Below are 13,401 nucleotides of genomic sequence, written 5' to 3'. Positions count from 1 at the left end.
CATCTAAAAAGAATTAATGAAGACCTTAGAAATAAAAAAAAAGCGAGACTATTCGTCTCGCTTTTTTTTTTTATTCTTCTCAAGAAATGGTAGAAAACCATTTATCTTCTATCTGCTTAATAAGTTGTTGCATTACTTCCCGTTCTTCAATTTGAGGAATGATCACTAAGGCGGTCATTATTCTTTGCTGCTGCGGATACACCATGACAACCAATAGATCTTGCAATTCTTTATGCTCATATAGAACCAATCGTATAAAGCGACTCATTCCTACTAGTTGATTTCCTCGTGTATGCCATTGCAAAGGAGCCTGTACATACCAATCGCCCCCTAATTTTTCCGCTAACTCATTATATACTTGCTGTATCTGTTGCCGCTCGCTTTGTCCCTTTATCATAACCGGTACAATCTTCTCCGTTACATTCTCTTTCCGATCATACGTAACCATGCAAGCATACAAAAAACGAGCCTTATCTTTCACCAAAATTTGATATTGCTTACTCGATTCCACTCCTAATAAATCCTTCCAATACGCCGCTACCGAAAGAGCATGCCCATTATTATCAAGAATCGCTTGATCGCCCTCGTGCATCCAAATCCCCTGTGGATGTTGTCCCCATGCACTTGACACGTCCCTAGCCGGTACGGGTATCTCCGCAAACGAACTATTTCCAGTCCATAAACACAACACAAAAACGATTAAAAAAAATCGTCTAGATAACATATCTCGTCGCTCCTTATCATATAATCCATTCGTAAATAAGTTTATTGTATAAGATTTAATAACACATGTCAAAAAATAGTAGCACATATAAATGATGTATGCTATAGTTATATCGTAATTTTAATTAGGCACTTAGGAGGTCTTATTATGGATTTTGAAGTTCGCAAAAATTCTCAAGCAGAAGTTTCAGAACTGGTAAATGATAAAAACAATGCCGTTTCTATGAGTTGCGGTAAATCACCCGTTTACGCTACTCCCGCAATGGTAGCACTCATGGAAATGGCAGCTATCCATGCGGTAGATCCTCAACTTCCCGAAGGAACAAATACCGTAGGTATTGCCATTGATGTAAAACACATTTCCGCATCACCAATTGGCATGAAAATTCGTGCTAAAGCGACCTTAGTTGCACAAGATCGCAGACATTTAGATTTTAAAATTGAAGCCTTTGATGAAGTCGGTCTAATCGGTACCGCTACACACGAACGGTTTATTATTGACTCGGCCCCATTTTTAGCAAAAGCAGAAGCTAAACGTAACAAATAATATACAGGAGGTCTTATCATGGATTTTACAATTCGTCCAAATGCACAAGCAGAAGTATCTGAAATAGTAAACGATAATAACACCGCCATCGCGATGGGAAGCGGGAAATCACCCGTTTATGCAACCCCAGCAATGGTATCATTAATGGAAACTGCTGCTATTCACGCTATCGATCCACTCCTTCCGGAAGGCTATAACACCGTAGGTATCGGAATCAAAGTAAAACATATGTCGGCGACACCCTTAGGGATGAAAGTAACCGCTAAAGCAACGGTCGTAGCACAAGACAGAAAACACTTTGATGTAAAAATCGAAGCCTTTGATGAAGCCGGATTAATTGGAACGGCTGAACATGAACGGTTTATTGTTGAATCGGCTCCATTTTTAGCGAAAACAGAAGCAAAGTTAAAAAAATAAAAGAGAAATAAAAAGAGCTGGACAGTTGCCCAGCTCTTTTTTATTTCTCTTTTATTGTAAAACCGCTAAAATATCTCCTGTTTTAACACTATCGCCCACTTGTACTCGCAACTGCACAATTTTACCATCTTGATTCGTGGTGATATCATTTTGCATCTTCATCGCTTCTAATACGACGACAACGTCACCCCGTGTAACCGTTTGATCAACATCAACTTTAACAGCCGAAATCTTTCCCGGCATAGGTGCTTTAATAGTAACTGCTCCTTCCGGTGTAGGTGCATGTACTTCCGGTTTCGGGGGGGCTGTTGCAGCCGCTTCCTTAGGCGGAGTTACTACGGGAGTTGCTGCGGGAGTTACCACTGGCTTAGATACAACTGGAGCTGCCGTCTCCACTGCACCTACTTCTTCAACTTCTACCTCATATACTTGTCCATTAACTGTAACTTTAAACTTCTTCATGTTCTCCTCCTGAACCAATATTGTCTATTTATCAGCGCATACCGGCTAATCGACCGGCCATAATCCACTTACTTTGTTTTTGCTTCCGTAACGATACTCGACGTATCTCTTTCACAGCCGTAGGTGCATATCCGCAAGCCATCACAGCTGCCATAATAACTGCCATCGTTTCCGCTGGAATGGTATGTGCTGTATCCCCACTATTCAGTTCCGTTTCACAAGGAACCGCTTCCTCTATCTCCCCTTGTATGGGAGGTTCTATTTCCACAGGGTCTTCCGTTTCAAAAACCCTTTCACGTTTCTCTTCTTGTTCTTTTTGTTGCTCTTGCAACGTATTAACCACACACTGCAATGACGCCATCCTATCTTTTAAAGAAGACGTCTTTTTCCACATACGTACTACTAAAAACACCACTATGAAAAAGAGAACTACCGTAATGCTATCTACTGGCATATTCATCCCCCCTATAATGGTATATTACCATGTTTTTTCGATGGCTTATCTTCTCGTTTGCTCACTAACATGGCAAGTGCTTTAATAATATGTGTACGTGTTTCTTTCGGTTCAATAATACAATCGACATAACCATGTTCCGCAGCTTTATACGGCGTTTGAAATTCTTTTTCGTATTCTCTTTTCTTCGCTTCTTTATCCGGATCATGTCGGAAAATAATATTGGCCGCCCCTTCAGCACCCAACACGGCAATTTCAGCCATTGGCCAAGCAAATACCATATCTGCGCCTAAATTACGACTGCACATACCAATATACGCACCACCATAAGCTTTACGCACAACCACCGTAACCTTCGGTACAGTCGCTTCACAATAAGCATATAACATCTTCGCTCCATGGCGAATAATACCTCCATGCTCCTGTGTCGTTCCAGGTAAAAAGCCCGGTACATCGACAAAGGTAACCAACGGAATATTAAAAGCATCGCAAAAACGAATAAAGCGAGCGGCTTTCACAGACGCATTAATATCTAAACACCCTGCCAAAAATTTCGGCTGATTAGCAACAATTCCTACGGTCTGTCCATCCATTCGAGCAAACCCGGTAATCATATTTTGAGCGTATGTTTCCATAATTTGAAACAATTCACCATCATCCACACAAGAAATAATCACATCCAGCATATCATAAGAAGCATTACCGTCATCAGGTACAATCACATTTAATCCTTCATCTTGACGTGTTGGATCATCATCAGGATCTACATACGGGGCATCTTCCATATTATTACCCGGAATAAACGATAATAATTTCTTTATTTTCGCAATACAATCACGTTCATCTTCACAAGCGAAATGCGTTACCCCCGAAATCGTACTATGCGTATCGGCTCCGCCCAATTCTTCTGCAGTCACCTCTTCACCAATAACCGACTTAATAACCGATGGACCCGTGATAAACATATTCGATGTCTGTTTAACCATAAACACAAAATCCGTTAATGCCGGACTATATACAGCTCCGCCTGCACAAGGTCCCATAATAACCGAAATTTGCGGAATAACACCCGATGCTTTTGTATTATTCATAAAAATCGCACCAAAGCCTGAAAGAGCATCAATACCTTCTTGGATACGTGCACCACCCGAATCATTCATCCCAATAACAGGTGCTCCCATTTTTAATGCCATCTCTTGCACTTGGCATATTTTATAGGCGTGCATTTCACCTAAAGAACCACCTTCAACCGTGAAATCTTCAGCATATGCATAAACTAATCGACCATCAATATAACCATAACCAGTAACCACACCATCGCCAGGGATTTCTTTTTTATCCATATCAAAATAGGTACACCGATGATGAATAAATTGACTAATTTCCGTAAATGTACCTGCATCAAATAATAATTCCAACCGTTCGCGTGCTGTATACTTGCCACTAGCATGCTGTTTATCAATACGTTTTTGTCCGCCCCCTTGGGCTACAAGAGCTAATTTATCTTGTAAAGCTTTTAATTTCTCTTGATTTGTTGACATACTACACCTCCGCCACCAAAATTCCATTTTATTATATCATATAGACCAATATATACTCAAATACGTGCATAAAGTAATCATCCCCCAAAATGCGCCCTATTTGAGTGCATTCGCCTTTATATGTATTTCCTTCATTAAATCCTATCCACATATACAGAATAGCTATCAGGCTAAAGGTTACGCTTTACGCTTTACGCTTTACGCTTTACGCTTTACGCGTTACGTTTCTTGCCTTTGACTTTTCCTTTATAATTTTCTATACTATTTGTAATAAAGAAGTCTTAGAACCTCCGCCCGTATTGGTGGGGGACTAAGGCTTCTTTATTACTTTTTTATCACAAAAACAATCTCTTTATTTTTAATTATTAAAGACTGTACATTTGATATATCCCCCCGCTTAAGTCGATTTGTGGCATTTTTTTCAAAGTAGCCATATCAACTGCTTCGCTAAATTTAATATTATTTTTCCCCCCTTTCAAAACCACTCGAAAAAACGGTTTCTTGCTTTACACGTACTCCCACTTAGCTTGAAAACGTTCTTTCTCCGGTCTTTCCATTCGTGGTAAGATAATATCAACCGTGTTTCCTTCAACGTCACCTCGCCCTTTAGACAATAACAAGCCGCTCATCGGACGATAAAAATAAAAGCATCAGCTACCATACGGAAAGCAAAAAAAAAAGCTATCAAAATTGATAGCTTTTTCCTTATATCTAAATGTAAATCAACCCGAAACGATATCGTACAATTGCGAACATCGCCCGTCTAATGGAATGTATTTTTTTGCCCTATTGCATTTTTTAATAGGGCAGATATAGGGCAAATATACGAACTTATATGAGTTTATAAGACGATGTCCGTTCTTCAATTATTCAGTGATAGTCTTACACGGGCTTATGCGAATTTATTTTTTAAACGATAAGGGAATATGGCGGAAAGGGTGGGATTCGAACCCACGGTGCGTTGCCGCATCACTAGTTTTCAAGACTAGCTCCTTAAACCACTCGGACACCTTTCCATAACGTGTACATTATAGCAAATGTCCTATACGCCGTCAAGTAACCCATAAAACGGTCCTTCCACTACACCGTTTTACCGCAACATAAGAACGCTTATTTTCCTATATGCGAGTATCCCCTCCTGTTACTTCCTAAATATAAACAAATATTCATGTGCAATGAGCAAAAAATTATATTTCACACTATTGGTTTTCCAATACCCCGTTGCTTTACAGTTATGCTGCTCTTTGATTACCAGTTCCTTAAGCTTAAATCCGGCGCTCTGAAATAGTTTCATTACCTCAAAGGACATCGGTATCATATGCCCCTTTTGACGAGTGTCGCCCATAAGGACGGCACAAAACTTATCTTTTTTTAAAACGCGGTAACTTTCGGCAGCCACATCACGCATGGCGATAAGAAAATCTTTCACTTTTAAATGCGACAAATCCGTTTCAATATCTTCACTGTACTTAATAATATCGGCATAGGGAGGATGCGTACAAATAAGGTCGATACTGTTATCCTTAATAAAATCCAACGTACGGGCATCCCCCTTATAAAGATACACCTTGCCGTTCGCACCGCTATGGTCAAAATTTATTTTTTCTCGGCACCTTGCCAACGCCACCTCATTAACATCTACGCCGATTATATTTCTATTAAGCAGTTTGGCTTCTACAAGGGTAGTGCCGCCGCCGGCAAATTGATCCAATACCAAATCATTTTCCTTGGAATATCTCAGCAAAATATTACGAGGAATATACGGCGACCAATTTCCTCTCCATTTTGCATCGTGAGTAGCCCAATCGCCGCGTTTCGGAAAAGACCAGTGTGTCGTCATTTCCAATTCAAAATCTTCCGGCTCCCATTTTACTATTTTTTTTCCCATTATTTAAAAACCTCGTTCATTATACCGTCTTCCAAATCTTTAATATTATAAATGTGTTGCATTACATCAAAGGTTTCTTCAAGATTATGACGGGCACTTGTCCATCCCTTGCCGTCCGTAAACCAAACAAAAGTAAATCCCTTGATTCCTTCGGTTTCCCAAGCAAGTGTTTTATAGCTACGTGCCGTTTCATTTAATTTACTGCCACCGCTGCCATAAAAATTCGTTTCAATTCCATAAATCATATGCGGCGTTTTAACCACAAAATCAAAACGTTTTTCCATTTTTCCTTGATTAGAAATTGCCGATAAATCGATCTGCCACTTATCTGTAATTTGATGAATATAAATTTCTTTAAAATAATTTACCTCTTTTATAAAACCCGCTTTTTGAATAAACCTTTCCACGACATTTTCCATAAGATGTCCGCCGCGATTTTTGCGACCATTAGAATCAAGACCGGTTTCCACACCGGTAACATAATCCACAAGATTATTAATAATATGATTTTCCAGTAAATCAAACAATCCGGTATGCTCCATAAAATAAACATACTGTGCACAGCAAGTATCCCTATCGGTAGAATATTCCCGTATATCAAATTGATACAAATGACCACCATTTTCATCTTGACAATATATTTCCTTTGCTCTTACTGCTAAAAGCAACGGAATACACTGTAAAACTTCAGGATACTTCCTAATCAGCGTCTTAAAATCTTCTGCAATATTTTTTGAACCGATAAGTGAGTTGAGAATATTCAACGCAACCTTAATGCCCGTAACATTCCGATGTACTTTATTAAAATCAATATAATACCCATAATCAGCAATACTGTCACGAAAGCCTAATAACCATGTATTAAAATCCCTCTTTTTCATGTATTTTCTCCTCTGCATGAATTTTTCGGTCCTATTGCCTATATACAGTCATGCCCAACAAAACCGACATACATGCACTCCTTAAAAATTCGATATAAGGAGTTCTTTAATCTTCCCTCTGGATGTGCCCTTGCAATTAATCATTCTTGTTGCTTCCACTCTCTTAATATTATGTGCAGAGTAAATATCATCAAAAAAATTATCCTCTGCATCGAAATTCTTAGGATCTGAATTGCTGATGACCATCTTTGCTCCTCTTCCGTGCATTTCATCAACAAACCTTGCCAACTCTTTTTGACTGTCGTCATTAAACAAATTTTCCGTATAGGCCGTAAAACTTGCCGTATCGGTAAGAGGCCGATATGGCGGATCAAAATATACAAAAGTATGTTTATCAATAAAATCTCTTGACCGTCTGTAATCTCCGCAAACAATAGTAACCTTTTGTAATTTCCGTGCTAATGCACGAAGATTGCTTTCATCACAAATTAAAGGATTCTTATAGGCTCCCATAGGAACATTAAACTCGCCCTTTTTATTGACACGAAATAATCCGTTAAAACAAGTTTTATTAAGAAATATCATTAATGCCGCTTTTTCAACACTATCCGTCCCACAGTCACTAATTTTTAATGCATTAAACCTCGCTCTCTTTGCCGAATAATAGACTTTACGTTTATCCGGTGCCAACGGTATAAATGCCTCCTGTATCGTATACAGCATCCTAACCAACTCGTCAACAGTATCTTTAATCTGGGAATACGCATTAATAAGTTCGGCATTAATATCACTGATATAAACTTCTTCCAACTCATATTTACTCAATATATCAAAAAGAACGGCCCCGCCGCCGACAAACGGTTCCGCATATTTTTTAATACCGTCCTTTTCAAAAGGATAATACGTTGCTATCTCCCGAAGAAGTTGTCCTTTTCCGCCGGCCCATTTTAAAAACGGTTTAATAATTTTTCCCGTTTTTTTGTCGTTCTGTATACATCCTGCTTCTATCGGTTTTTCAGCAGTAACCGGAATAATCCACGTATTACCTACCATGGTTGCCTGATGAATTTTATGCTCGGCACAAAGAGCATTAACTCGTTTTTGTGAAATTTCCCATTTATCCGCAGCTTCTTTGGCGGATATATACTCCATAACAAAGACTCCTTTTTAATTGTATTATTATATTCCGCTTTCAAAATAATAACCACGTTATTGTATTCGGATGTTCCAAATGCGTTTTCCATTTTCCCTATCGTATGCCGTTTCCTAACTGTAAGGTAATAGTGTCATATATCCCCCACCATGACAGCATATTTATGCTATAAATTATATCATAAACGAAATATAAATCCCAACCGTCATATTGTACCTCATTTTATTTGACAATACATTAACTATATGTAAGTTCCCGCACTTCAATCGTCCGCATATTTATATGCTCATTAGCAACTACACTTGCTATCCATAATGTAACGCTGCTTACATAACCTTTCCCCTTTCAAAACTACTTAAAAAAACGGTTTCTTACTTTACTCTTACTCCCACTTAGCTTAAAAACGTTCTTTCTACGGTCTTTCCATTCATGATAAGATAATATCACCCGTGTTTCCTGCAAAGTCACCGCTCCCTTTAGACAATAACAAGCCGCCAATCGGCCGATAAAAATAAACGCCTCAGCTGCCATACGGAAAGCAAAAAAAAGCTATCAAAATTGATAGCTTTTTCCTTATATCTAACTGTAAATCAACCTGAAACGATATCGTACAACTGCGAACATCGCCCGCCTAATGGAATGTATTTTTTTGCCCTATTGCATTTTTTAATAGGGCAACCATACGAACTTATATGCGTTTATATGACAATAACCATTCTTCAACTATACAGTGATAGTCTTAAACGAACTCATGTGAATTTATTTTTTAAACGCTAAAGGAATATGGCGGAAAGGGTGGGATTCGAACCCACGGTGCGTTGCCGCATCACTAGTTTTCAAGACTAGCTCCTTAAACCACTCGGACACCTTTCCATAGCTAATTTAGTATATCAAAGTGATGTATACTCGTCAAGCATTACGCAACGTGTCTTTTAACCCCCCATTGCTCCACTTTTTTGTTTATAATACGTTTGATATCAGGATATCTTCTTTATTTTTTATAATGTCAATGCTACAATAAAAAAAGGAGGATATATATATGAATCAAGAAATGAAGTTAGCCGTAGTCATCGATGCGGAGAATATTTCCAGTAAATACATTGACCTTATTTTATCAGAAGCCAATAATTTAGGTGATGTCATTTACAAACGTATTTACGGAAATTGGACAACTCCTCAGATGGCCTCTTGGCGCAATACAATTTTAGATAATGCCATTCAACCTGTACAACAATACAGTAATACTATTCGTAAAAACTCATCTGATTCGGCCTTAATTATCGATACGATGGATTTATTATATAAAAATAATTTAGATGGATTTTGCATCGTATCATCAGATAGTGATTTTACACGTTTAGCTTCTCGTCTACGCGAATCACAAAAATATGTCTTAGGTATGGGCGAAAGTAAAACGCCTCGTTCGTTTATTTCTGCATGTAATAAATTCTTATACCTTGATGTACTATTAGAAGAAGCGGGAGATGACCCGGAATGTACCGGCCATGAAACACTGCCTGATACGGAAGAACTATTTCATAAGGCACAACACCACACCGCATCGCCAGATAAAACTCCCGGCAAAGATTGCTCGACTATTAAACAAGCCTTAATTAAATTAACAGAAGAAAATTCCGATGACACCGGTTGGATTTTTTCAGGAACATTAGGCAATTTATTAAACAAACAATTTTCCGATTTCGATGTTCGTAATTTTGGTTTTAAAAAATTTGTTCCCTTTATTGAATCACTTGGATTATTTGAAGTAAATACGATTACGGATGATAAAAACAAGACCGTAAAACACAATTATTTTAAACTAAAAAGTCATATTGTCCCCCACTCAAAGGGGCGCACTCCATTCATACACACGCGCGATAAATAAAAAGTGCTCCCACGGGAGTACTTTTTTTATGTAGAAAGGAAATTACTCATGAAGCTGTTTTCGGTTCCCCCGACTCCCCCATCAAACGGGCTACTCGCACTCCATGTAAGGTGTGATGAGACCAAACCAATAGCGATATCCCAACTTGCCTTCGTCACTTGTGAAAAGAAAGAAACACTCGCACCTATAACCTCCTATCCGGTACTCACCTTCCATCCCCAAACAGATCCCCCTACCCATTTTGCGGATATTTGGGATGAAAAAATAGCCCCTCTGCTTCAACAGAGCTGGCTCATCATATACGACATACACTATTACTATCCCCTATTAAAAATCAATTATGAATTCAGTGGGCGTTCCTTTATTTTTCCATCCTATTGTTGCGATATAAAACACTTGGCCATGGCATATCTAAGTACACCCGGAAATTATTCTTTTGCCACTATCGCACATACCTTACAACTATCCGTTGATTTAGATCACCCTGCTAGTTGTGCCATCGTCTGTCTAAAAAGTTTGTATTGGTTTACCCGCCACTATCCTGTAACCATAAAAAATCTCCCTCGTCATTTTCCAACGACACCGCGACCAATCACTGCAAAAGAAACCTCCGCCACAACAAAACCGGCCTACACGGGAATGATCTATTTTTGTACCTTTCTATTGATTGTTTCCTACTACATCTATCGCCATATTCAAGAGCGTCCCATTGATTGGCAGGCCTATTCTTTATCGCGTACCATTGGCACCCCACCAGGGTCTTTTCAAAAAGATGTCATTTATACGATTACCCCCGGTACATATATTATCCCCAACGAAAAAGACATCGAGCCTTTTTTAACCGCGGCAAAAGAAAACAATACCGAAAAAATACGTGCTATGGCACAACATAAGCAAATTTTAATTTTTGCTTTTACAGCACACGCTTATATCTTAGGTGATATCACCCATATACACTTTATTCCTGTTCGTATCCTCGATGGGGATTACAAAAACAAAGTAGGCTTTATCCCTTATACACAATTAGATGCACCACCACCATAACTTAAAATGCATCCCATTCAGCAAAGCGTTCATTCATACGTTTTTTCTTTACTTGTCCTTTGGTTGCCCCCTTGCTGGCATCAAAGGGCATTTTTCCTGCATAAATAGTGCGTTTATAAAATAGCTCTATCGCCTCTTCCTCACTCAAACCAAGACGATTAAAAATAGCAATCGCCTCTTTTCTTATCGTTTCATCCATCTTCATAACGCCTCCTTTGCTGATGTATCTTCCGTGCTTCTTGATTAAGCGTTTCCATGCTCCCCATATGAAAAACGGTATATAAAACCGTACGCAACAAAATAACAGCTAAGATAGCACCCGTTCCTTCACCTAAAGCTAATTCTCCTTGTAAAGGTGCCTCATATATATCCATTCCACTATACCGTAACGCCGCCGACATACCCGGTTCTCGCGAAATATGCGATAGTAAAGCAACATCGCGTACAGACGCATTAATTGAAACTGCACAAGCTAACGCCACCGCTGTAATAAAGCCATCAATAAAAAAAGGAATGCCTGCAGTCGCACAAGCTAACATAGCTCCCGTCAATGCGGCTATATCAAATCCACCTACACAGCGTAATATATCCTCTATTCCATGCATTTCCGACTGATATCGTTGCAACGCTTGGACAATAATCTTTTTCTTTTTAAGCACTAATCCATAATTTCCCTGCGACGCCCCATACCCTACAATCGTATCTATTTCTTGCGGTACCAATGCACCTAGTACGGCTGCTGAAGTCGTGGTATTACCTATACCCATTTCCCCAAAAGAAAGCAAATTATATCCTTCTTGCTGTGCTACTCGTACCCGCTCCGCTCCCACATGCAATGCCCGTTCCACCTCGCCTTTACTCATTGCCGGTTGTAACGAAAAATCGTGCGTTCCTTGAGCAATCTTACGACCAACACCCACTTCCTGCGGATGAGCAATGCCTACATCCACCACTTCATACGAAATATTATTACACCGACAAAAGCAAGCAACCGCTGCCGTACCGGCTAACATATGTCGACTTTGTACATATGTAACTTCCGCTAACTGGGAAACCACGCCAGCATGAACAACCCCATTATCGGCAGCAAAGATAATGTGCTTAGGCGATAATTCGTGCGATTTATCTCGCCACACTAATAACACTTTTTCAACTTGTCTTTCCCAAATTCCCAAACTGCCTCTTGGCTTAGCTAAACTATCCAGCCATGCTCGGATCCGTCTTTCTTCCGCTTTCATTCCATCCCTCCTTTACATAATTGTATCATATCTCACCTATAATACATCAATCTATACATACCAATCATAAATAATTGAAAATCCTTGATTTTTATGTCAAAATATAAATGTACAAGGAGGTTTTCATGTCTACAATAAAAGATATCGCCCGTGAAGCAGGCGTTTCTATTGCCACTGTATCCATCGTCTTGAATGGAAAGGGCGAAGAACGTAAAATTTCATGCCCTACACAAAAAAAGATTTTAGCCATTGCCGAACAACTTCATTATGTTCCCAATCAATCGGCAAAAAAATTACGAGCCGCTAGCACCGGTCATTATGCCATTGCCTTTTATTGGGCAACAGACTTTCGTATTCATTATCTTGCCCGCATTACCTTAGGTATTCAGCAAGAAATTTTAAAACAACATAAAGTAGTTCATTTAACAGTCGTTCCATATGCGGTTGATCATTTACACGAACAATTATCGACCTTGCAAAATGAATTTTTCAACAGCATTATCATTGCCAACACATCAGATAAAGACATGCAATATTTGGATCGATGTAAACTTCAATACCCAGTCGTACTCTTCAATCGGGAATCGCCTTATTATAGTAGTGTAACCATGGATAATTACGGTTTAGGCTGTAAAGTAGCACATCACTTTCTCCAAAAAGGACTCTATCATGCTGCTATTGTAACACATAATGCGAATCTTCCCATTATGAAGCATTGGACACGTGGCTTTCTCCAAACTTTTCGACAGGCTGGTCATCCCCTTGCACCCACACAAATTCTACGCTGTGATACGCACGCACGTAGTGCGATTCATCTGATACAACGATTATACGAAACCAACGCCTTACCCCGTGCTATTTTCTGCGAATCCGATGTACTCGCACATGGTGTACTCTATGCCTGCCATGAATTAGGCATTGCCATACCTCAAGAACTGGAAGTATTTACCATGGGAATTAATACGCCTGCCGTAAATGATTATGCCATTCCTTCCCTATCACGTATTGAAATTCCCATGGACGAAATAGGGGCTACTTGCTTACGCCTGGCGGTAGAATTAATCGAAAAGAAACAACCAAATCCTACCGTTTATTATATAGAAGGGAAAAAAATACTGCGAAATTCTTCGCCATAAAAAAAACGATACTACTACTACTACTAGTAGTT

General features: G+C 39.2%; 14 protein-coding genes and 2 tRNA genes. 5 read left to right on the top strand and 11 right to left on the bottom strand.

All coding sequences use genetic code 11. The features are described 5' to 3' along the window. Positions 1–79: 79 nt before the first annotated feature. Positions 80–724 carry a hypothetical protein gene (locus tag HMPREF1040_RS02795; RefSeq protein WP_007392392.1) on the bottom strand — a complete coding sequence of 215 codons (645 nt, stop codon included), beginning with the start codon at positions 722–724 and terminating at the stop codon, positions 80–82. A 147-nt stretch (positions 725–871) separates the two neighbouring features. Between HMPREF1040_RS02795 and HMPREF1040_RS02790 the strand changes: the two genes are divergently transcribed. Beyond that, positions 872–1,270 (top strand): thioesterase family protein, encoded by a 399-nt coding sequence (locus HMPREF1040_RS02790; RefSeq protein WP_007392396.1) that lies wholly within the window; start codon positions 872–874, stop codon positions 1,268–1,270. Positions 1,271–1,288: 18 nt separating this feature from the next. Further along, entirely contained in the window at positions 1,289–1,687 is a 399-nt protein-coding gene (locus HMPREF1040_RS02785; protein WP_007392397.1) for a thioesterase family protein, read from the top strand. Between the two features lie 51 nt (positions 1,688–1,738). Here the strand turns inward: HMPREF1040_RS02785 and HMPREF1040_RS02780 are convergent, their stop codons facing one another. The 8 genes from HMPREF1040_RS02780 to HMPREF1040_RS02745 form a co-directional block, all read right to left on the bottom strand. Next, a complete protein-coding gene (locus tag HMPREF1040_RS02780) occupies positions 1,739–2,149 on the bottom strand; it encodes a biotin/lipoyl-containing protein (protein WP_007392401.1) in 411 nt (136 codons plus the stop codon). 31 nt (positions 2,150–2,180) lie between these two features. Beyond that, on the bottom strand, positions 2,181–2,603 hold the full coding sequence (locus HMPREF1040_RS07680) for a hypothetical protein (protein ID WP_007392393.1): 423 nt from the start codon (positions 2,601–2,603) through the stop codon (positions 2,181–2,183). 11 nt (positions 2,604–2,614) lie between these two features. Further along, complete coding sequence (locus tag HMPREF1040_RS02770) at positions 2,615–4,144, bottom strand: acyl-CoA carboxylase subunit beta (protein ID WP_007392395.1); 1,530 nt, start codon at positions 4,142–4,144, stop codon at positions 2,615–2,617. A 927-nt stretch (positions 4,145–5,071) separates the two neighbouring features. Further along, positions 5,072–5,160: transfer RNA gene (locus tag HMPREF1040_RS02765), tRNA-Ser, on the bottom strand. Between the two features lie 125 nt (positions 5,161–5,285). After that, positions 5,286–6,032: a TRM11 family methyltransferase gene (locus HMPREF1040_RS02760; protein WP_007392402.1), complete on the bottom strand. Its 747-nt coding sequence runs from the start codon at positions 6,030–6,032 to the stop codon at positions 5,286–5,288. Continuing rightward, complete coding sequence (locus tag HMPREF1040_RS02755; RefSeq protein WP_007392389.1) at positions 6,032–6,913, bottom strand: type II restriction endonuclease; 882 nt, start codon at positions 6,911–6,913, stop codon at positions 6,032–6,034. Before HMPREF1040_RS02755 ends, HMPREF1040_RS02760 begins: the two co-directional genes overlap by 1 nt. 81 nt (positions 6,914–6,994) lie before the next feature. After that, the gene (locus tag HMPREF1040_RS02750; protein WP_007392398.1) at positions 6,995–8,065 is read right to left on the bottom strand and encodes a DNA adenine methylase; all 1,071 of its coding nucleotides are present in this window, start codon (positions 8,063–8,065) and stop codon (positions 6,995–6,997) included. A 785-nt stretch (positions 8,066–8,850) separates the two neighbouring features. After that, positions 8,851–8,939 (bottom strand) — tRNA-Ser (locus HMPREF1040_RS02745). A gap of 166 nt (positions 8,940–9,105) precedes the next feature. Here HMPREF1040_RS02745 and HMPREF1040_RS02740 point away from each other — a divergent pair. Both HMPREF1040_RS02740 and HMPREF1040_RS08095 read left to right on the top strand, forming a co-directional pair. Further along, on the top strand, positions 9,106–9,951 hold the full coding sequence (locus HMPREF1040_RS02740; protein WP_007392390.1) for an NYN domain-containing protein: 846 nt from the start codon (positions 9,106–9,108) through the stop codon (positions 9,949–9,951). Between the two features lie 48 nt (positions 9,952–9,999). Beyond that, a complete protein-coding gene (locus HMPREF1040_RS08095; RefSeq protein WP_176604706.1) occupies positions 10,000–10,995 on the top strand; it encodes a hypothetical protein in 996 nt (331 codons plus the stop codon). Position 10,996: 1 nt separating this feature from the next. On the opposite strand, the gene HMPREF1040_RS02725 is transcribed toward HMPREF1040_RS08095, so the two are convergent. Both HMPREF1040_RS02725 and HMPREF1040_RS02720 read right to left on the bottom strand, forming a co-directional pair. After that, positions 10,997–11,200: a toxin-antitoxin system antitoxin subunit gene (locus HMPREF1040_RS02725; protein WP_235808624.1), complete on the bottom strand. Its 204-nt coding sequence runs from the start codon at positions 11,198–11,200 to the stop codon at positions 10,997–10,999. Beyond that, the gene (locus HMPREF1040_RS02720; protein WP_007392400.1) at positions 11,187–12,233 is read right to left on the bottom strand and encodes a nicotinate-nucleotide--dimethylbenzimidazole phosphoribosyltransferase; all 1,047 of its coding nucleotides are present in this window, start codon (positions 12,231–12,233) and stop codon (positions 11,187–11,189) included. The genes HMPREF1040_RS02725 and HMPREF1040_RS02720 overlap by 14 nt, the downstream gene beginning before the upstream one ends. Before the next feature lie 125 nt (positions 12,234–12,358). Here HMPREF1040_RS02720 and HMPREF1040_RS02715 point away from each other — a divergent pair, with 125 nt between their 5' ends. Further along, entirely contained in the window at positions 12,359–13,369 is a 1,011-nt protein-coding gene (locus tag HMPREF1040_RS02715) for a LacI family DNA-binding transcriptional regulator (protein ID WP_007392403.1), read from the top strand. Positions 13,370–13,401 lie beyond the last annotated feature (32 nt).

The sequence above is a fragment of the Megasphaera sp. UPII 135-E genome (assembly GCF_000221545.1).
Lineage (GTDB): Bacteria > Bacillota > Negativicutes > Veillonellales > Megasphaeraceae > Megasphaera > Megasphaera hutchinsoni.
Note: the sequence above shows the minus strand (reverse complement) of the source record. Positions and strands in the feature narration are given on the sequence as shown.